Here is a 20,475-nt window from a genome sequence, read left to right as displayed (position 1 = left end):
CAAATGAACATGCAGTTTAAAAACAACAATACGAAAAAGCCGGCTGTCGTGCGCGCCATCAACTGGAACCGGATCGAAGACGACAAGGACCTTGAAGTCTGGAACCGCTTGACTGGCAATTTCTGGCTACCGGAAAAAGTACCGCTGTCCAACGATATCCAATCGTGGGAAACGCTGAAAGCGGAAGAAAAGCAGCTCACTATCCGCGTGTTCACAGGCCTGACACTTTTGGATACGATCCAGAATGCTGTCGGTGCTGTGACACTGATGGAGGATGCTTCCACCCCGCATGAAGAAGCGGTTCTGTCGAACATTTCCTTCATGGAAGCGGTTCATGCGCGGTCTTATTCGTCGATCTTCTCGACGCTGTGTCTGACGCCTGATGTGGATGATGCCTATCGCTGGTCGGAAGAAAACGAATTCCTGCAAAGGAAGTCGCAGCTGATCCTTGAGAATTATAACGCTGAAGATCCGCTCAAGAAGAAGATTGCCAGCGTGTTCCTGGAAAGCTTCCTGTTCTATTCGGGCTTCTATCTGCCGATGTACTGGTCGAGCCGTGCCAAGCTCACCAACACGGCTGACCTCATCCGCCTTATCATCCGCGATGAAGCCGTTCATGGTTATTATATCGGCTATAAGTATCAGCGTGCGCTTGAAAAACTTGATGAGACCAAAAAGCAGGAGATCAAGGATTTTGCCTTCGATCTGTTGCTCGAGCTTTACGATAATGAGGTGCGTTATACCGAAGCGCTTTATGATGGCGTTGGTCTGACCGAAGACGTGAAGAAATTCCTGCATTACAATGCAAACAAGGCTCTGATGAACCTTGGCTATGAAGCCCTGTTCCCGGCGGAAGCCTGCAAGGTCAACCCGGCGATCCTTTCGGCGCTTTCGCCCAATGCCGACGAGAACCACGACTTTTTCTCAGGCTCGGGTTCCTCTTATGTAATTGGCAAGGCTGTCGCGACGGAAGACGAAGACTGGGACTTCTGATCACACATCGCAAAATGATTTAGGGCCGTGCTGGTTTTCACTCGCGCGGCCTTTTGAGTGGCGGCGTGCAACCTTGATCAGGATATAAAAGCCATCACTTATCAAATTGAATGTTAATTTTGTTCAAAATGACTGTTTTGCAGTGTTTTTTGAACAATTTCACTTATATCGGTTGCCACTAGTTTAGAGTACCTCTAGGTACAGCTCGGGAGGAGCGTTCTCTTCTTTGACGGAATTCAGACCATGATGTTTCAGCCATAAAAACTGGCGAAACGCGAATTCAACCATGGTTGTTTTGCTGTCCTTGAACTGCTTCTTTCTCCCGCAAATTTTGAAACATCAGCCGCAAGCGGTAGAACCACGTTGAAAAACCATCACGACATCTGGGATATTGTCGACTCCAAGAGTGCTGCATATTTCGATCTTAGCGATATGGTTTGGGATAATCCTGAAACCAATTACGAAGAATATAAATCGAGCGCTGCACATGCAGCACAGCTTGAAGCCGAAGGCTTCCGTGTTGAGCGTGGGATTGCAGGCCTGCCCACGGCAGTGATGGGCGAGGCGGGTGAAGAAGGCCCGGTCATTGCCATTCTGGGCGAATTCGATGCCCTTCCAGGGTTGAGTCAGCTTGCCGGAGTAGCGCAAGAGCAGCCGATTGAAGCGGGCGGCAACGGGCATGGTTGTGGCCATAATTTGCTTGGTTCGGGTTCCCTTCTGGCAGCTGCTGCAGTGAAGGAATATCTCGAAGCCAATGGCATCAAGGGGCGTGTCCGTTATTATGGTTGCCCTGCGGAAGAGGGCGGATCGGCCAAGGGCTTTATGGTGCGCGAAGGCTTGTTCGACGATGTCGATATTGCTTTCTGCTGGCATCCGGCCCCTTTTGCGGGCGTAAACGATCCGGTTTCACTGGCCTGCAACGAAATCAATTTCAACTTCACCGGTCGTGCAGCTCATGCAGCATCGGCTCCGCATCTTGGGCGCAGCGCGCTTGATGCGGTCGAGCTGATGAATGTTGGCGTGAACTATATGCGCGAACATATGCCGTCATCGGCACGCATTCACTATGCAGTCACTGATACAGGCGGTTTTTCCCCCCATGTCGTTCAGGCAAAAACCAGCGTGCGCTATCTGATCCCTGCGCTCGATCTGCCGCAAATGCAGGGTCTGCTGGAGCGCGTCAAAAAGATTGCCGAGGGGGCAGCTTTGATGACTGAAACAACGGACAAGAGCAATATTGTCAGCGGTGATGCCAATCTGATTGGCAATCCGGCGCTGGAACAGATGATGCAGCGCGAGCTTGATCGGCTCGGCCCGCCGATTTTTGATGAGCAGGACCGCGAAACCGCAAAACGTTTTCAGGCAACACTGACCAAAGAAGATATCTCCGATGCCTTCCGCCGCTTCGGTGTCCAGCCAAATGCTGAAATTGCACTTTGCGAAGGTATCTATGAGCCTTATAAGGGCGATAACTCGCTCGTAGGCTCTACAGATGTTGGCAGCGTCAGTTGGGTTGTTCCTACTGTGCAGATGCGCGGTGCAACATGCGCAATCGGCACGCCGCTTCATTCATGGCAGATGGTCGCGCAGGGTAAGCTGCCTGCGGCGCATAAAGGCATGGCCCATGCAGCGAAGATTATGGGAAGTACTGCGATCGAGCTGTTTCTTAACCCGGAACAGATTGCAAAGGCCAAAGAAGATCATAAAAAAATGCTCAATGGTGCTGTTTTTGTGAACCCAATCCCGGATAGTGTGCAACCAGCTTTGCCTACCCTGGATAAATGAGGCACCAGCCTGAAAGAACGACCCGGAAAACAGATGACGTTTATTTCCTTATCCCCCATTCGGCCTGAGGCATCATGAAGGCTTTTCTCGATATTCTGAGCTTCGGGCCTGATGGCTGGGGCTATGTGCTGATGATGGCGGTGCTTGTCACGGTGGCGCTGTCCGTTCTGGGCTATCTGTTGGGTGCTGTCATTGGTGTGTTCGCAGCTTGGGCAAAAATCTCCGGCGGACGTACGCTGCGTGGTGTTGCAGACGCATACACCACCATTATTCGCGGCATTCCTGATCTGCTGGTGATCTATCTGTTCTATTTCGGTGGCAGCGCTGCCGTAACGGCGATCGGTCATTTCTTCGGCGCACAGGGTTTTGTCGGGTTTCCGGCATTTCTGGCGGGCGTACTTGCGATCGGCATTTCCTGTGGCGCCCATCACACCGAGGTTTTTCGCGGTGCCTATCGTGCGGTTTCGAAGGGGGAGCTTGAAGCAGCCTCGGCGTGCGGTATGGGGCAGGCATTAAAATTCCGCCGCATCATTGCGCCGCTTGCACTTCGACACGCACTGCCCGGCCTTGGCAATGTGTGGCAGGTTGCGTTGAAAGAGTCGGCTCTGATCTCGGTGGTGGGTGTCGTTGATATTCTTCGACAGGCACAGATCGGCGCTGGATCGACGGGATTGCCATTCAATTTCTACCTGATTGCCGGTGCGCTCTATCTGTTGATTTCGTCGGTTTCCGGAACCATTCTGCAGAAAGCTGAACGGCATTTCTCGCGCGGCGTGCGGAGAGCATCATGAACCTGCAATTCTACTGGGAAGCCTTCATGCAGATGATTGGCGGCGTTCCGCTGACCCTTCAACTTGCTGCCAGTTCGATTATCTTTGGCGCTGTTCTGGCTTTGCTTTTTGCCTTGATGCGTCTTTCGGGCATAACAGTTCTCGACTGGATTGCACGCCTTTATGTGTTTGTATTCCGCGGTACGCCGCTTTTGGTACAAATCTTCATTATCTATTACGGCCTCAGCCAGTTCCCGGCGGTGCGTTATTCATTCCTGTGGCCGATCCTGCGCGAGCCATATTGGTGTGCGATCATTGCGCTGACCTTGAACAACGCTGCCTATGCCAGCGAAATCATACGCGGCGGTCTTCTGTCGGTACCAAGCGGTCAGATCGAAGCTGCGAAAGCTTGCGGCATGTCGCGTTTCACCTGTTTCCGCCGCATCGTCATGCCGCTGGCAATTCGTCAGGCGCTTCCCGGTTACGGCAATGAAATGATCTCCATGGTCAAGGCGACGTCGCTGGCCTCCATCATTACCTTGATGGAAGTGACAGGCATCGCGGCCAAGCTGATCGCTGAATCTTATCGTGCGATTGAAGTGTTCGTTATTGCGGGCGCTATCTATCTCGCCATCAACTTCGTTCTGACGCGCGCGCTGATGTTTGCGGAATATAGGCTTACGCCTTATCTGCGCCAGCCGGTCGTCAAAGTGAGCACCCAAGGAAAAACATCGTGAGCAAAGTCATATCTTCAAATGCGCCGGTGGCTTTGAAAGTCGAAAACCTGCGCAAGAGTTTCGGTACCAATGAAGTGCTTAAAGGCATTTCGCTTGAAGCGCGCGAAGGTGAGGTGATCTCGATTCTCGGTTCTTCCGGTTCGGGCAAGTCGACCTTCTTACGCTGCATCAATCTGCTGGAAACCCCAACATCGGGTACTGTCAGCGTTTCCGGCGAGACCATTCGCATGGCGAAAAACTCCAAGGGTGAAGCATATCCGGCTGATAAAAAGCAGGTTTCGCGCATTCGCTCTGAATTGGGCATGGTGTTTCAGAGCTTCAATCTCTGGTCTCACAAGACGATCCTGGAAAATATTATCGAAGCACCGATCTATGTTCAGGGTCGCAAGCGTGCGGAATGCGTTGAAGAAGCAGAAGCGCTTTTGGCCAAGGTTGGCATTGCCGACAAGCGGGACTTTTATCCGGCCCATTTGTCCGGCGGACAGCAGCAACGTGCCGCCATTGCGCGTGCGCTGGCAATGAAACCGAAAGTCATGCTTTTTGATGAGCCGACATCGGCTCTCGACCCGGAATTGGTCGGCGAAGTGTTGCGCGTTATGCGTGGTCTGGCGGAAGAGGGGCGAACCATGCTGGTTGTCACGCACGAAATGGGCTTTGCCCGTGATGTGTCCAATCGTGTGGTCTTTTTCCATCAGGGTCTGGTTGAGGAAGATGGTGCGCCGGAAGAAGTGTTCGGAAATTCAAAATCCGAGCGTTTCCGCAAATTTATCAGCCACGAAAATGCGGCCTGATTATTTCAAACAACGCTGATTTATGCCAGAAGGCGTGTCAGCAAATAACTGCGTAAGGTTAAATCAAATGAAGACCATGGGATTGTTCAAAGCCCTGTTCGTTTCGGCTCTGGTTCTCACGACCGTTTCTGCACATGCAGAAGAGAAAAAGTGGGACAAGATCACCATTGCTACGGAAGGCGCTTTCCGTCCGTATAATTTCACCAAGCCAGACGGCACACTGGATGGGTACGAAGTCGATCTCTACAAAGATCTTTGCGCACGTATGAAGGCTGAATGCACGCTGGTGGCACAGCCTTTCGACGGTATCATTCCAGCGCTCAATGCGGGCAAGTTCGACGCCATCATGGCTGGTCTGACCGCTACACCAAAGCGCGAAGAAACCATCGATTTCACGGTTTCCTATGGCTTGACACCGCAGACTTTCGCAACATTGAAAGACAGCCCGTTTGCCAAGCTGCCGCACACTGGTGAAACGCTTTATCTTGCCAAGGATGAAGCTGCTTCCCAGAAAGTGATTGATGAAGTTGCGGCTGAAATCAAGGGCCGTACCGTTGGCGTTCAGACTGCTTCGCTCGGTCTTTCACTGCTCGACAAGTACTTCAAGGATTCGACGGATATTCGCGAATACAAGACCACCGACCAGCATGATCTCGATCTGAAGTCTGGCCGTGTTGACCTCATCGTTGCTTCGCTTGCTTATCTATCGGACGCAGCCAAAAAGCCGGGCAATGAAGATATCGTTATGACCGGCCCTTTTTTTAAGGGTGGCATTCTTGGCCGTGGTGTTGCCGTTGGTATCCGCAAGAACGAACCTGAACTCAAGCAAAAGTTCAATGAAGCCATCGAAGCTGCGAAGGCTGACGGCACGATCAAGAAGCTTTCCGAAAAGTGGTTCGGTTTCGACGTAACGCCGTAATCGCGATACTCATAAAATAGAGAAACGCCGCATCCTCATGCGGCGTTTTTTGTGCGCTAGCGCATCGGCGCAAAAATCGGAACCGCCTTCGCGGGGAAATCCATTCGCTGAACGGATTTCTGTTCCCGCTACGATCAGAACAAGATAGCTTAAAAGCCATCGGTGACGTTCTGGGTCGCGGGATGAGTGTCGGAATTCGAAAAGGAAACCCGGAACTTTTGGAAAAAATCAACGATGAAGTTGAAGCTGCTAAGGCAGACTGCACAATAAGGCAGCTATCAGCAAAATGGTTTGGTTTTGATGTTATGCCATGACATTTATGTCTTAACATTAAGGGTTTAAAAACCTGTAATGGGAATGCTATGCGCAATAACTGAAGGTGCTTGTATTTAAATTAAGTAGAATACTGGTGGCAAAACGATTTAGTGAAAGTAGCGACGGTATTGACGGACGATATTGCCCATACTGAGTTGATTGCCGCTCTCACCGCCGTCACAGGTGAGCAGCCACGTGTGATGACGGTGCGTCAGGGGCAAGCGTTGCCTTCCGGTCCGTTTGAAACTGAGCATCGCTCGCTGCAATCTGGTCTGCGTGCGTGGGTTCAAAAAGAAACGGCTCATCCGGTTGGCTATCTTGAGCAGCTTTACACCTTTGCGGACCGTGACCGTCACAAGCTCGGCGAGCGAACAATTTCAATAAGCTATCTCGGGCTTGTACGGGAAGGTGATGCGGCTGCCGATCAGGCTAGTTGGCGTGGTTGGTATGACTATTTGCCATGGGAAGATCACCGTCGGGGTGTGCCTGATGTCCTGACTGTCCTGAGCGAAGAGCTTCGTCGCTGGACTGGGCAGGCTGATCCAGATCATGTCTCGCAACGTTCACGTCGGGTTGCGCTTTCATTTGGACTGGACGGGGAACGCTGGAATGAAGATTTCGTTCTTCAGCGATATGAGCTTCTTTATGAAGCAGGTCTCGTCAAAGAAGCTGGAACAACTGAAGGTACTGCCGGATTGCATATGTTTGCAGATCATCGCCGTATATTAGCGACTGCAATAGCGAGGCTGCGTGCAAAAATTAAGTATAGGCCTGTAGTCTTTGAACTCATGCCAGACAGTTTCACCCTTTTGCAGCTTCAGCGTACTGTGGAGGCTCTTGCCGGATTGCGACTGCATAAGCAAAACTTTCGCCGGCTGATCGAACAGCAAAATTTGGTTGAAGAGACGGGAGAAAGTGACAGTGAAACTGGCGGGCGCCCTGCCAAGCTTTTCCGCTTCCGTTATTCCATCGTCGAGGAACGCGCGCTCACTGAAAGAAACCTCGGCGGAGCCAAACTTCCGCTCTCAAAGGCAGCGGTTTAAACTTGAAGCAAATTGTCCTTATCAAGTGAGCTGAAGCGCGTTACCAGTTGTATGAATTTTTGCGTAATCGTTAATTGTAACCTGATAAGGCTGATCGATGTTTGAGTTTGATGACCCGCGCTTTCGACCTCTATGGACACGGGTATTGATCTCAGGAAGCTGCTTTGCTTGGGCCGGGTTCGAAGTTTCTATGGGGGCAACTGGCTGGGCCATCTTGTTTGGCGCTCTTGGTCTATGGTCGGCTTATCGCTTTTTTGTGACTTTTGATCCGGACAAGAAACAACGCGATTAGATCGCATTTCGATCTGATTGGATCAGGGTGCGCTTTCATCCTCTGTTTTAACGCGCATCTTTGTGTGATCGTGGCGGGAACAGGAAACAGTCCTGTAGACTGATTTCACTGTGTGGCGTTTCACAGTTTTCGGGATGCGCTCTAAAGCAGACATTCACTCTCAATGTTGTCACTGCGGATTACCCCGAGATGCGCGAAATTTTCTCACGAATTGAAAAAGAGCAGGGGGGCGTAGAGCGTTCCTCAAGCCTTTTCATGGGTTGTGCGTGCGAAATGACGGAGTTTGTTCGCGAGTAACATCATTTTAAAACATAATCTAACATTTAAATCGTTATAATGTTATCCACATCATTGTGATGATCTCAGAACGGTGTTACGTCGTCCATGTCTCAGCCCACTAGCGGGCGTGTCTTGAAGACATCTGCATGGAGATTGCCAGTAAATGAATTCCGTTTCCCCCGCTTCCAACGTGCCGCAACTGCTTCTTCTTCGGGAGCAGGGCGAATGACTATGGCAGGAAATTACGCACCGCTTGTTCTTGCTGGCGATAATGATCGCGTAGATGCGCAGGCTGCTGGCGAGTATCTCGACATTTGGGCAGGTCAGGATAGTTTGCGTCTTGCGACGAGCAACGTGATCAAGGCAATTCTCGCTGGTTCTATTCGTCTTGCCGGTCGTATTGCTCGTGGCTCCGTTCCCGGTGATCCGGGTAAGCTCGTTGGCGTCAACAGCGATTCTGATCAGCAGAAGAGCATTGATGTCGGCGCGCACAATCTCTTTGTTGAACTGCTGATTGCGGCGGGTGCTGCATCGGTTCTGTCCGAAGAGGCGGAACTTCCGGTTCAGGGCAAAGCAGATGGTCTGGTTGCTGTAGCAATTGACCCGCTCGATGGTTCCGGCAATGTGGGGCTCGGCGCGCCGCTCGGCACCATTTTCTCGATTTTTCCGGCGGACACTTCAGAACCTTTCCTTCAACGCGGCAGCCGTCAACTTGCAGCAGGCTATGTGTCGTTTGGCAACTCGATTGATCTCGCCTTCTCGGTCGGCGATGGCGTTCTTTTTGCAACGTTTGATCCTGCCAGCGGCCTCTTTCAGATCACCCGCAAGAATGTGACGCTTCCTGAACGCACGTCCGATCTCGCTTATAACGCGTCTGTTTATCGTCATCTCTCCGCTGGGATGAAGGCCTATGTCGATGATTGCTATAGTGGCAAAGACGGCCCGCGCGGGCGCAATTTCAATATGCGCTGGTTGGGTGCAGCGGTCGGCGACATGCATCGCATCATGCAGCGCGGCGGCATCTTCTTCTACGTAGACGATGCGCGTCCGGGCTATGAAAAAGGCCGACTGCGCCTTGTTTATGAAGCCAATCCGATTGCTTTCCTCAGCCAGCAGGCTGGTGGCAAGGCGACCAATGGTTCCACACCGATCCTCGATATCGTTCCCGAAACCTACCACGAGCGCAGCGCGCTGGTGTTCGGTGTTGCGGAAGAAGTCGATGTGCTCGGCGAATATTACGCGCGTTCGCGTAACTGATTTAGTTTAGGAGGAAACTCAGATGGCACGTATTACGCTGCGGCAATTGCTTGATCACGCTGCTGAACACAGCTATGGCGTTCCGGCTTTCAACATCAACAACATGGAACAGGCGCTTGCCATCATGGAAGCGGCCGATGCGACCAATGCACCGGTGATCCTGCAGGCTTCGCGCGGTGCGCGTTCCTACGCAAACGATATCATGCTGCGCCACATGATGGATGCGGTCACGGAAATCTATCCGCATATTCCTGTTTGTGTGCATCTCGATCACGGCAACGAAGCTGCCACTTGCATGACTGCAATTCAGGCAGGCTTTACCTCCGTCATGATGGACGGCTCACTGAAAGCTGACGGCAAGACGCCTGCTGACTGGGATTACAACGTCTCGGTTACGCGTCAGGTCAGTGAAATGTCCCATCTTGGCGGCATTTCCGTCGAAGGTGAGCTTGGTGTTCTCGGTTCGCTCGAAACGGGTATGGGTGAAGCAGAAGACGGCCACGGTGCGGAAGGCCAGCTTTCGCATGACCAGCTTCTGACAGACCCTGATGAAGCTGTGAAATTCGTGCGTGAAACCAAGGTCGATGCACTGGCAATCGCAATGGGCACTTCGCATGGCGCTTACAAGTTCAGCCGCAAGCCTGATGGTTCCGTGCTTGCAATGAACGTGATCGAAGAGATTCATCGTAAGCTTCCAAACACGCATCTCGTCATGCATGGATCGTCTTCGGTGCCGGAAGATTTGCAGGAAATCATCAACAAGTATGGCGGCAAGATGAAGCCAACCTGGGGTGTGCCTGTCGAGGAAATCCAGCGCGGTATCAAGCATGGCGTGCGCAAGATCAACATCGACACCGATAACCGAATGGCGCTGACGGGCCAGATCCGCCGCGTGTTGCAGGAAGATCCGAGCGAGTTCGATCCACGTAAGTATCTCAAGCCTGCCATGGCTGCGATGACCAAGCTTTGCAAGGATCGCTTCGAGCAGTTCGGCACCGCTGGCCATGCTCAGTCAATTCGTCCGATCCCACTGTCCGATATGGCAAAGCGTTATCGCGATGGTTCGCTGGACCCGAAGTTCAGCTAGAATAATCGAGCTACAACACAAAAAAAGCGGCGGGAAAACCCGCCGCTTTTTGTTTCAAGACATCCGAAAATCAGCGCTTGTTGTACTTGGCGTCAACTTCGTTGATCGCGTCGACATTGCCAGCCGAACGGCCGTTTTCGTCAAATGTCTGTGCGAGGAATGCATCGGCAATGGTCTTTGCAACTTCCGAACCGATAACGCGTGCACCCATGGTGATGATCTGCGCGTTGTTGGAGAGTGCTGCACGTTCTGCCGAATAGGTGTCGTGGGTCAGCGCTGCGCGGATGCCGGGAACCTTATTGGCTGCAATGCAAACGCCGATACCGGTGCCGCAAACCAGAATTGCGCGGTCATAGGTGCCGTCGAGAACGGCGGATGCGACACGGTCCGAGAGGTTTGCATAGAATGCGTCTGCACCAGCGTCCGTGCGGGAGATTTCGGACACTTCAAAACGGTCCTTCAGATAATCTGCAAGAACCTTGGCCAGACCTTCACCGGCGCTATCGCCTGCTACTGCTACTTTCATGATATTGCTCCTTAATTAGCTTGAATCTTTTTGGCGCACTTGTCCAAAATGTCGAGATAGCCTTCCACGTTCCATGCCGAACGGCCAATGAACAGGCCATCGATATGTGGGCAGGCAATCAGTTCTTCGCAGTTGCCAGGATTGACCGATCCGCCATAGAGACATGGCACGCGACGACCAAGGATGCCTTCTGCAACAGCAATAATTTCGGCCTGGCGGGCATCGGCGTAATCTGCCGAGGCTGGAATGCCATTTTCACCAATCGCCCAGACAGGCTCATAGGCAAACAGGATTTCGGCCTTTTTCTGTTCGTCCGAAAGCTTGGAAAGTGCGCCGCGCACTTCTTCAGCAAGCACTTCCGCAGCGCGTCCGCTTTCGCGGTCTTCAAGCGTTTCACCAATGCAGATCAGCGGGATCAGGCCGTGACGAACGGCTGCTTCAACCTTGAGGCCAACCGTTTCGTTGGTTTCGCCAAAGTTTGCGCGACGTTCGGAATGGCCGAGTTCTACGATATCGAGGTTGCAATCTTTCAGCATCAGCGGCGAAATTTCGCCGGTCCATGCACCCTGATCAGCCCAGTGCATGTTCTGCGCGCCAACCTTGACGGATGTTTCCGACAGAATTTCTTTCACTTCACGAACATAAGTAAACGGTGGAATGACGAAGCGCTGAATGTCTGCCGAGCGGTCAGCATCGGCGTCCTTCAGTGCGTTCGCGAAAACGCGTGCTTCCGCAAGCGTCTTGTTCATTTTCCAGCTCGTACCTACCCAGAATTTGGACATGCTTGAATGGTCTTTCTTCTTGTGTGTTATTCTGCAATTGTCAGTTTGATGCCTGCCGGCTCCAGTTCGGCCACAAGTGCGTCCCCCGGTGATTTATCCGTGATGATCGCATCGAAATCGCCAAGGTCGGCCATCACATGCAGGGCTGTGCGGCGGAAACGCTGATGATTGACCAACAGACATGTGCGGGTTGCCGAAGCAGTCATGGCGCGCTTGGTGCGGACGACGTTTTCATCCATGTGATAGACAAGACGTCCATTGACCGCAGGCGCGGAAATGAAGGCAATATCTGCGCTGAGTTTTGACAGGGCTTCCTCGGTCAGCAGGCCAAAGAACGCATTGAACTTTGCTGAAAATACCCCGCCAAGCGCGATCAGATTGATGCCGCCTTCGCCCTTGAGATTTTCGATGATGACCGCATTGTTGGTAATCACCGTCAGCGGGCGCTTCTCAATCAACATGCTTCCGAGAACCGCAGCGGTGGAGCCGTCATTGATCATTACGGTCATACCGGGTTCGATCAGGTCCAGCGCTGCACGGCCCATCTCGATCTTGGCTTCATTGTCCTGCTGGACGCGAAAACGAAAATCGCTTTCAAACTGTGAGCCTGCATCCATGGTTGCGCCGCCGCGTACTTTGCGCAGTACGCCGGATTCTTCAAGTGAATCCAGATCGCGATGGATGGTCATCTTGGAGACGGCAAAACGCTCGGAAAGATCATCGAGATCGACTGCATGATTTTCAATCAGCAGATTGATGATCGCTTGTCTTCTTTCGTCGCGTTTCACGGAATGTCCGATCTCAGAGCGTGTTGGGTTATCACACAAACTTAGATCACAAAATCACAAAACAATCCATATAAAATGTGATTTTGTGATATTTTGTTGATCGACGTTGTGGCTATTGCAGAAGTGCTTTGGCCGTACGCTCATCGGTAATCAGCCCATAAAGACGACCGCTTCTAAGCACTGAACGGATGGCGCCTGCTTTGGAGAGCCCACCAGCAAGGCCTATGATACGGCTCATATCGGCATGTTCCACCGAGGCGGCAATGGTGCGTGCAGTCAGCCCTGTTTCAAGCCGCGTGCCGTTGATATCGAAAAAATGTCCGAGCATTTCGCCGACAGCGCCACGTTCTGCAATCTCTTCCATCTCCGACAGATCAATCACGCCAGATGTGACGAGTTGCGCGTGCGCGTCCACAGTACCAATGCCTACGATTTTTAGTTCGGCACGGCATCCCATTTCAAAGACGCTGGTAACGCCCTTTTGTGCAAGCAGCACTTCGCGATCTTCTGAAGTGTTGGCAAAGAAAGGCACTGGCATCACATAAGCGGGTCTGCCAGTCTTCTCCGCGATGCGATGCATTACATCATGCGGATTGGCAGCAAAATTTCGTGTCAGACCACCGAGCAGCGACACAAATTGTAACTCCTTGGCCGCAACGCGTGGCATGTGATTGACCGCCGCCGAAAGCGTGCGACCGTGGCCGAGGCCAATCACTTCATGATCACCATGTTCGATTTCGCGGCGCAGAAATTCTGCACCCGCACTTCCGAGCGACAGGAGGGGCAGGGGATCCTCGCCGAGATCAGGTGCCACTTCGCAATATTCAAGATTATATTGCTCTGCGAGCCGGTTTTCGAGATCAATACATTCAGTGATATCGCCGTCGATTGTTACCTTAACCGCGCCATCCGCAACTGCCTTGGCGATCAATCGATGCGCTTTCACAGAAGGCAGACCCAACCGCTTTGCGACCGCTGACTGAGTCATTCCAGCAATGAAATGGAGCCAGGCGGCACGAAGAGCCAATGAATCGTCTGAATCTGCCATTTAGTGCTGCCTACTCCCGATTCTTTATTCTTTTCTTGTAGTTATATTTTCAAATCGCCTGCACCCGTGTCAATGTGCGGTGCCCAGAAGGCCACACTTTCCGCAATCTGCGGAATAACTTCACGATCGTTCGGCTCACGCTCTTTGAATGAGAGTTCAAGGCAGATTTCGTTATCCACCGCACCGCCTTCGGCAAAAGCCTTGAGCAACGGTTCAGGCTGGATACGGCCCTTGGCATTAAAAGCAGCGGTGAAAGGACGATGACCGCCCTTATCCATAAGGCTCTGTTTGATGTGAATAATCGGTGAGACCTTGGGCACGGCACGCGCCCAAGCATAAGGGTCGAAATCGTCGGGGTTGGTGGAGGTGACATCGCCATGATCAATATCGGCCATCATCCACATCGGGATCGCCATATTGGCGCTAGTCAACCGATCCTGAAGCTTGATGCTTTCAGCGATTGTGTCGCCAAATTCACGACCAATGCTCATTGGTTCCCAGAAGACATAGTCGAGACCGGCACGGCTCGCATGTTCGGCAACTTCCGCCCAGCAGTCGATCGCAATCTTAATCAGCTCTTCACGGCGCTCGGGATTGTCAAAATCCTTGTAGGTGAAAATTGCAAACTGTGTTCCCACCGACTTGCCGCCGAGATCGCCGATAATATCGGCAAATGTATTGAACCAGTCGACATAGTAGCGGCGAACGTCTGCATCAGGATGACCGAAATGGTTGAGGCGGCCATAAGGTCCGGTCATGCCCGACGTTACGCGGACACCGGTGCGCTCTAATGCCTTGTCCATGTCGCGGGTCAGGCGACGAATGGTCGAAGCCTGCCAGCTCGGATTGATGAACTCGTGCGTGAGCTGAAGATCGCGCAGGCGCAGGTCGCGCGCAACGGTTTCGATCAGATCATCCGGCTCTGCAAAGCGGTTCACAAGCGGATTGGTGTTCAGCGATAAAGTCAGAGCCATGATAACCTCAAGCGACCACGTTTGTGTTGTCGAACCATGCAATGAAAGCAGCGCGTTCAGCGTCAGTCAGGTGCAGATAATGTTTGGTGCGGCGATAGAGAATGTCGTTCGCCGTCTTCGCCCATTCTTTCGACACGAGATAGCGGACTTCAGCCTCATAGAGATTGCCGCCGAAATGCTGTCCAAGACCGTTAAGATCGGATGCGCCTGCAACAATGTCCTTGGTGCGGGCACCATAGAGACGTCCGTAGTGATGGACGAGCTTGCGCGGCATCCACGGATAGCTGTCGCGAAGACTATTTGCGAAGGTTTCGTAATCCGCATTCGGGATTTCACCGCCCGGAAGCGGTGCATCATGTGTCCAGTCTCCCCCCATATTCGGGAAGATGTGCTTCAAACGATGCATACCGCGTTCTGCGAGCTCGCGGAATGTGGTGATCTTGCCACCAAAAACATTGAGGAGAGGCGCGTCATTGGTCTCATCCAGATCGAATACATAGTCGCGCGTGACGGCTGATGGGTTGCCCTTGCCGTCATCGAACAGCGGACGCACGCCGGAGAAGCTGTGCAGTACATCTTCGCGCTTAAGCTTTTCCTTGAAATAGCGGTTCACTGCGGTGAGCAGGTAATCGATTTCTTTTTCGTCTGCGCTGACGTCTTCGGCACGGCCTTCATAAGCGATATCGGTGGTGCCGATGAGCGCCTTGTCGCCTTCATATGGATTGATGAAGATCACGCGCTTGTCGTGGTTCTGCACAAGATAGGCATTCGCCCCCGACCAGAACTTTGGCACGATAATATGGCTGCCCTTGACCAGACGCACATTGCGCGAAGAATTTGAACCAGCAACATTGGTGATAACGTCTGTAACCCACGGGCCCGCGCAATTGACGATGCAGCGCGCGCGGAAGCTGCGCACTTCTCCGGTATCGCGATTCTTCGTTTCAACGATCCAGCCGCCTTTTTCGCGACGTGCGGAGGTAACCGGCGTACGGGTGAGAATGGTCGCGCCTTTTTCAGCAGCACCCAGAGCATTGAGAATGACGAGGCGGGCGTCATCCACCCAGCAATCGGAATACTCGAAGCCCTTGGTATATTGATCGAGAATCGGTGTGCCTTCCGGGTCGCGCTTCAGATCAAGCGTGCGGGTTCCGGGCAGTTTCTTGCGACCACCAAGGTGGTCATAGAGGAACAGGCCGAGGCGAACGAGCCAGGCCGGACGATCCTGCGGACTGTGCGGCAGAACAAAGCGCATCGGCCAGATGATGTGTGGAGCCGCATTGAGCAGAACTTCGCGTTCGATCAACGCTTCGCGGACAAGGCGGAATTCGTAATATTCGAGATAACGCAGGCCGCCATGCACCAGCTTGCCTGAGCGGGACGAGGTGCCTTCGGCAAGGTCGTCCTTTTCCGCCAGCACAACCTTGAGGCCACGCCCGGCTGCGTCGCGAGCAACCCCCGCGCCGTTGATGCCGCCGCCAATCACAAACAGATCGTAGATTTCCGGTTCAGCCATTTCATGCTCCTTCGGATGCCGGCATTCCGGCAAAATAATATGTAATTTCAGCCAATTGTCGAATTATCTATCGGCTGCAAGCTTGTCCCAGATAGGCCCTAAAGCCAGTCTTGCGTCCTTGTAGGCTATGAAGAGTTCTTCATAGCGTTTCGCCTGTACGTCATCAGGCGCCTCGGCGGCACCGAGCAGCGGGGCCACCCATTCGGCTATGCAGTCATCCATGGTCTTATAAGCGCCAATCGCAACCGCAGCCATCATGGCTGCCCCTGCCGCCCCTGCTTCTTCACGCGATGAAACGCGCACAGGTGCGTTGACCGCCGCAGACAACGTGCTGCGCAGTGCGCGCGAGCGTGCAGCCCCACCTGTCAGCCGCAATTCGGCAGGCATATCACCCATGGCTGCATAGCAATCACGCGTCGCCATGCCGAGGCCTTGGACCACTGAACGAACCAGTTCCGGGAAACGATCGCGGCTTGAAAGACCGATAAAGCCAGCGCGGGCAAAAGCATTGACGAAAGGTCCGCGTTCTCCGGCTTCGGAAATATAAGGATGATAAAGCAGTGCACCGGGGCGACTTGCGTTAAACCATTCATCAAGACGCGGGATCAGCTCGTTGAGCGAGACTTTTTTATCTGCCGTCGACATGAGGTCGGCAGCGATCTGCAGGATCCAGTCGATATTGATCGTCGCGCCCATATTGGTCTGAACCTGCGTGACGACGCCCGGAATCGGCAGAGCAATGACGTAGCCCGTGCCTTCTGCATTCAGATGAATGTCGGAAACCTGCTTTGCACGCATATGCACGCCAGTTGATCCGATCGTCGAGCAGCCCGCATCCGCAGTGCCGCAATAAACGCCAGCGCCAAGCGCGGTCATCACCATATCGACATAACCGAGGCTGACCGGCGTTCCAGCCAAAAGGCCCGTCGCTGCTGCCGCTTCAGGAGTTAGAGGATGCTGGTTCAAAGTGCCGTCCACAATTTCGGGCAGCAAACCACGGCGCTTTTTCAAGCCGAGAGCCTCAATGACCACATCGTCATATTGACGATTTCGGAAATTCCCGAATGTGAAACTGGCTTCTGAAGGGTCTGTGGCGCGGACGCCGGTGAGGTTGAGATAAAGCCAGTCCTTGCAATGAAGGGCGACTTCCGCATTGTCGAGCAGTTCCGGTACGAAACTGTCCATATGCGCCATCTGGGTGCCTTGCTGGCAGGTGTTGAGGCCCGTACCGGTCGCTTCAAAGCGCGCGCGGTTCATCGGTCCTGCCGCGAGTTTGGTCACTGTATTGGCCGCTCGAGCGTCAAGCCATATCCAGGCATCGCCGACAGGCTTGTTGTCTCGCCCGACCAGCCATGTACCGTCACCCTGACCCGTGACAGAAACAGCGGCCGTGCGCTGGCTTAAATTGGGTACCTTCTCGGCAAGGCCACGCAATGCGCTCGCGCAGTCTTCCCATGTCTGGGAAAGCGACTGTGTCACAGCGCCATGTTCGCCAGTTTCATACTTATTGCGGACTGCTGCCGAATCGAGTTGCCGACCGCTAAGGTCGAACGCCACAGCCTTGACGACGGATGTGCCCGCGTCGATGCCGATGATTATATCACCTTGACCACGCATGACTGAATTATGCTTTCCCAATGAGATCCTTGGCGGACATTTGGATTCCTCCCGCGACGAAATTTGTCGCTCGCTACCCATGTTTTTAACGAGAATGGGCCTTTGCTTATGATCGAGATAACATAACGATAACGGCCTGTCTGTAAAATTTTCGTGGGAAAGCATTTTTTTTCACCAAAAGGTGATTGTGGTGAAAATTATAGAGTGAATCTCGGTTTCCTGGTGCACAGATTAGTCCTTTCTGTCAGAAGGAAAGGTGTGATTTAATTAATTATATGATTGCTTTTACATAATAAAAATGAATATCGAAACTTTTTATAAGGACATCTAAGGAAGGTGGCGGCTTTTAAAAATAAGCTTGCGTGTTTCATTCTGCGGGGTGAAATTAGCGACAAAATGGTCAGTTTTTAACCCGCAACTGTGCGAAACGCGGCGTGTTTCGAAAACATCTGATTGACAGTTATTGGTGTTTATAACATCATTATTGAAGTTGATAACATGCCGCTACCATAGCATATGGTCGCGGCGCATCTGTTTCCATGCTGCGCGGAGGGGCGGGGCCAGGGAATTATGTGGAGGATCGTCATGCAGAAATTTGTCACTCCCATATCCACCTGTTCAAGCATCCGTTTAGCTGCTGCTGGTTGGGTGTTTTATCGCGAGTGCAGTCTACAAGCGGTATGAATTCAGCCGCATAATCCGTTTTTACAACGACAATCCGGCAGAATTTGCTGAAGGCGTTTGATTATGAGTACACAAGCTAATCAAGTTTCACAGAAGCCCGCCAAGCTGAACCGCGCAGTCCTCTGGAGTGTGGTCGCTGCGGTCGTGGTTGTCGGTGCAATTGGATTTGACACCAAAGTCGTGAGGATTGGCTCCGACGCTGATGTGCGTCAGCAGGTTTTCTCACCCGACGCCTATGGCGCATCAGAGTTTCCAAAGGTCAAAGCAAGCGTTGAAGAACGCGCCGCAGAGGCTGTCGAAGTTGGTTCCGCCCTTGTTGCCGATAAGGACGCAGCCGGTAAGAAATACGGTGTCGGCAGCGTGAACCCGGTTATTCCGGTCAAGTTCACTGGCACTGTCGAAGAACGTAAGTCGAATTATAATGTCATCAAGGTCGATGGTTTTCCTGAAGGCATGGCAATTCGCGTTCAGACGGGGCCGGCTGTAAACGGCACCGATCTGCGTGATGCAACTGGTACAATCGAATTCGGTCAGTTCAAGAATCAGATCGAGTTCCAGAATGCGGGTTCCGCTCTCAATAATGAGATGAAGAAGCAGGTTCTAGAAGGTGTCGATGTCGATAATCTCGTCGGCAAGACAGTTTCGGTCACGGGCGTTTTCAAGCTGGTCAACCCGAAGAACTGGCTGGTTACGCCGGTGAGGTTTGAAGTAAAATGACCGTTCAAACCAACGTTGAAGGCAAGCACGGCGAAGTCGTTCTTTCCGCACATGATGTTGCCAAGGCTTATGGGCGTATCAACGCGCTCAAAGGCGTGAATTTTGAAATTCGTCGCGGTCAGGTCACAACGCTTTTTGGCGAAAATGGCGCTGGCAAGTCGACGCTGATGAAGGTTCTGTCAGGCGTCATTCAGCCAACTTCGGGCACGATCATCCTTGATGGTGAGCCGGTAGTGTTCAATTCTTCCACCGAAGCGCGCGACCGTGGCATTTCCATCATCCACCAGGAGTTGAGCCTCGCGCCCAATATGAATGTGCGCGACAACATCTTCATGGGACGCGAAATTCGCGGCGCAACGGGCGTCAATTTCGCAGAGGAAGAACGCCTGACGCGCGAGCTTCTGGCGGAACTTGAAGAAGATATTGATCCGCTGACCCTTGTCGAAGAGCTTCGTCTCGGCCAGCAACAGGTTGTCGAAATTGCGCGTGCGCTTTCGGTAAATTCCCGCATTCTGATCATGGATGAGCCGACTTCGGCGCTTAGTGCTTCGGAAGTGGAAGTTCTGTTCAAGGTCATTCGTGACCTGAAAGCGCGTGGTGTGGCGATTGTTTATATTTCGCATCATCTGGAAGAAGCGCTGCAGATCACCGATCATGCCGTGGTTCTGCGCGATGGCACCATGACCGCTTATGCACCGCGATCCGATATTGATCTCGAATGGATCGTTCGCAACATGGTGGGTGAGAACTTTGATCTCGGTTCGCCTCCAACCGGCTATGAATGGGGCAATGTTGCGCTTTCCGTCGAAGGCTTGACTGTTCAGGACAAGTCCGGTGATTTTGCTCTTGTCGATAACATGTCGCTGAATGTGCGTGCCGGTGAGATCGTTTGTATTTACGGTCTGATGGGCGCGGGACGTACCGAACTTCTTGAAACGGTTGCGGGTCGCCTTAAGGCAAACGCGGGCAAAATTCTGCTGGAAGGCAGGGATGTAGCAAACCTCACGATTGCCCAGCGCATTGATCAGGGTCTGGTTCTGGTGCCTGAAGATCGCCAGCGTGATGGTCTCGTGCAGACGATGACGGTTGGCCGCAATCTTTCGCTGGCAAGCATTGGCGAGATGACGAAAGGCCTTTTCACCTCGACGAAGCGTGAAAAGAACATTGTCGATCAGTCGATCAAGAATGTTCACATCAAGACGGATGGTGGCGAAGCTGCAATCGGTTCGCTTTCCGGTGGCAACCAGCAGAAAGTCGTTATTGGCAAGATGCTGGCGACTGAGCCGAAAGTTATTCTTCTGGATGAACCAAGCCGCGGTATCGATATTGGCGCCAAGGCAGAAGTATTCAAGCTGCTGGCTGAAAAGGCCAAGGATGGCCTTGCAGTCGTCTATACGACATCTGAAGTCGGCGAGTGCCTCAGCATCGCTCATCGTATCATCGTTATGCACCGTGGACGCATCTCAGCCGAATTCGGCTCCGATGTCTCCAAGGAAAAGATCATGGCCGCCTCGGGCGAGTCCATGGTCGGTCACTAAAATAGTTATGGAGCACT

Annotated in this window: 19 protein-coding genes; 12 read left to right on the top strand and 7 right to left on the bottom strand. The window is 52.7% G+C overall.

Annotated elements, in window-relative coordinates; all coding sequences use genetic code 11:
- Nucleotides 1-3: 3 nt before the first annotated feature.
- The 10 genes from nrdF (at nucleotide 4) to fba (ending at nucleotide 10,268) form a co-directional block, all read left to right on the top strand.
- Nucleotides 4-993 carry a class 1b ribonucleoside-diphosphate reductase subunit beta gene (gene nrdF, locus H5024_RS11990; protein WP_187547133.1) on the top strand — a complete coding sequence of 330 codons (990 nt, stop codon included), beginning with the start codon at nucleotides 4-6 and terminating at the stop codon, nucleotides 991-993.
- A 363-nt stretch (nucleotides 994-1,356) separates the two neighbouring features.
- Entirely contained in the window at nucleotides 1,357-2,778 is a 1,422-nt protein-coding gene (locus H5024_RS11985) for a M20 family metallopeptidase (protein WP_187547131.1), read from the top strand.
- Between the two features lie 74 nt (nucleotides 2,779-2,852).
- A complete protein-coding gene (locus H5024_RS11980) occupies nucleotides 2,853-3,569 on the top strand; it encodes an ABC transporter permease subunit (RefSeq protein WP_187547129.1) in 717 nt (238 codons plus the stop codon).
- Complete coding sequence (locus H5024_RS11975; protein ID WP_187547127.1) at nucleotides 3,566-4,285, top strand: ABC transporter permease; 720 nt, start codon at nucleotides 3,566-3,568, stop codon at nucleotides 4,283-4,285. Before H5024_RS11980 ends, H5024_RS11975 begins: the two co-directional genes overlap by 4 nt.
- Entirely contained in the window at nucleotides 4,282-5,076 is a 795-nt protein-coding gene (locus tag H5024_RS11970) for an ATP-binding cassette domain-containing protein (RefSeq protein WP_187547126.1), read from the top strand. The genes H5024_RS11975 and H5024_RS11970 overlap by 4 nt, the downstream gene beginning before the upstream one ends.
- Before the next feature lie 67 nt (nucleotides 5,077-5,143).
- Nucleotides 5,144-5,995, top strand: coding sequence for a transporter substrate-binding domain-containing protein (locus H5024_RS11965; RefSeq protein WP_187547122.1), 852 nt, complete (start codon nucleotides 5,144-5,146; stop codon nucleotides 5,993-5,995).
- A 98-nt stretch (nucleotides 5,996-6,093) separates the two neighbouring features.
- Nucleotides 6,094-6,309, top strand: coding sequence for a transporter substrate-binding domain-containing protein (locus H5024_RS11960; protein WP_348770715.1), 216 nt, complete (start codon nucleotides 6,094-6,096; stop codon nucleotides 6,307-6,309).
- A gap of 129 nt (nucleotides 6,310-6,438) precedes the next feature.
- A complete protein-coding gene (locus tag H5024_RS11955) occupies nucleotides 6,439-7,353 on the top strand; it encodes a hypothetical protein (protein ID WP_187548584.1) in 915 nt (304 codons plus the stop codon).
- Nucleotides 7,354-8,149: 796 nt separating this feature from the next.
- The gene (locus H5024_RS11950) at nucleotides 8,150-9,181 is read left to right on the top strand and encodes a class 1 fructose-bisphosphatase (RefSeq protein ID WP_187547117.1); all 1,032 of its coding nucleotides are present in this window, start codon (nucleotides 8,150-8,152) and stop codon (nucleotides 9,179-9,181) included.
- A 22-nt stretch (nucleotides 9,182-9,203) separates the two neighbouring features.
- Entirely contained in the window at nucleotides 9,204-10,268 is a 1,065-nt protein-coding gene (gene fba / locus H5024_RS11945; protein WP_064321482.1) for a class II fructose-bisphosphate aldolase, read from the top strand.
- A gap of 70 nt (nucleotides 10,269-10,338) precedes the next feature.
- On the opposite strand, the gene H5024_RS11940 is transcribed toward fba, so the two are convergent.
- The 7 genes from H5024_RS11940 to H5024_RS11910 all read right to left on the bottom strand — a co-directional run bounded on the left by H5024_RS11940 (nucleotide 10,339) and on the right by H5024_RS11910 (nucleotide 17,519).
- Nucleotides 10,339-10,794 carry an RpiB/LacA/LacB family sugar-phosphate isomerase gene (locus tag H5024_RS11940; protein WP_187547115.1) on the bottom strand — a complete coding sequence of 152 codons (456 nt, stop codon included), beginning with the start codon at nucleotides 10,792-10,794 and terminating at the stop codon, nucleotides 10,339-10,341.
- A gap of 11 nt (nucleotides 10,795-10,805) precedes the next feature.
- Complete coding sequence (locus H5024_RS11935; RefSeq protein ID WP_187547113.1) at nucleotides 10,806-11,576, bottom strand: triose-phosphate isomerase; 771 nt, start codon at nucleotides 11,574-11,576, stop codon at nucleotides 10,806-10,808.
- Nucleotides 11,577-11,602: 26 nt separating this feature from the next.
- Nucleotides 11,603-12,364, bottom strand: coding sequence for a DeoR/GlpR family DNA-binding transcription regulator (locus tag H5024_RS11930; protein ID WP_007878294.1), 762 nt, complete (start codon nucleotides 12,362-12,364; stop codon nucleotides 11,603-11,605).
- Nucleotides 12,365-12,476: 112 nt separating this feature from the next.
- Nucleotides 12,477-13,412: a sugar-binding transcriptional regulator gene (locus H5024_RS11925; RefSeq protein ID WP_187547111.1), complete on the bottom strand. Its 936-nt coding sequence runs from the start codon at nucleotides 13,410-13,412 to the stop codon at nucleotides 12,477-12,479.
- Between the two features lie 41 nt (nucleotides 13,413-13,453).
- Nucleotides 13,454-14,386 (bottom strand): TIM barrel protein, encoded by a 933-nt coding sequence (locus tag H5024_RS11920; RefSeq protein ID WP_187547109.1) that lies wholly within the window; start codon nucleotides 14,384-14,386, stop codon nucleotides 13,454-13,456.
- Between the two features lie 7 nt (nucleotides 14,387-14,393).
- The gene (locus tag H5024_RS11915) at nucleotides 14,394-15,902 is read right to left on the bottom strand and encodes a glycerol-3-phosphate dehydrogenase (RefSeq protein WP_187547107.1); all 1,509 of its coding nucleotides are present in this window, start codon (nucleotides 15,900-15,902) and stop codon (nucleotides 14,394-14,396) included.
- 63 nt (nucleotides 15,903-15,965) lie between these two features.
- On the bottom strand, nucleotides 15,966-17,519 hold the full coding sequence (locus H5024_RS11910; protein WP_187547105.1) for an FGGY-family carbohydrate kinase: 1,554 nt from the start codon (nucleotides 17,517-17,519) through the stop codon (nucleotides 15,966-15,968).
- Between the two features lie 747 nt (nucleotides 17,520-18,266).
- Between H5024_RS11910 and H5024_RS11905 the strand changes: the two genes are divergently transcribed.
- The gene (locus H5024_RS11905) at nucleotides 18,267-18,920 is read left to right on the top strand and encodes a DUF2291 domain-containing protein (RefSeq protein WP_187547102.1); all 654 of its coding nucleotides are present in this window, start codon (nucleotides 18,267-18,269) and stop codon (nucleotides 18,918-18,920) included.
- Complete coding sequence (locus H5024_RS11900; RefSeq protein ID WP_187547100.1) at nucleotides 18,917-20,458, top strand: sugar ABC transporter ATP-binding protein; 1,542 nt, start codon at nucleotides 18,917-18,919, stop codon at nucleotides 20,456-20,458. The genes H5024_RS11905 and H5024_RS11900 overlap by 4 nt, the downstream gene beginning before the upstream one ends.
- Nucleotides 20,459-20,475: the final 17 nt, after the last annotated feature.

This window comes from Ochrobactrum sp. Marseille-Q0166 (assembly GCF_014397025.1).
Taxonomy (GTDB): domain Bacteria; phylum Pseudomonadota; class Alphaproteobacteria; order Rhizobiales; family Rhizobiaceae; genus Brucella.
The sequence above is the reverse complement of the archived record's forward strand: the minus strand, read 5'-3'. Positions and strand labels throughout refer to the sequence as shown.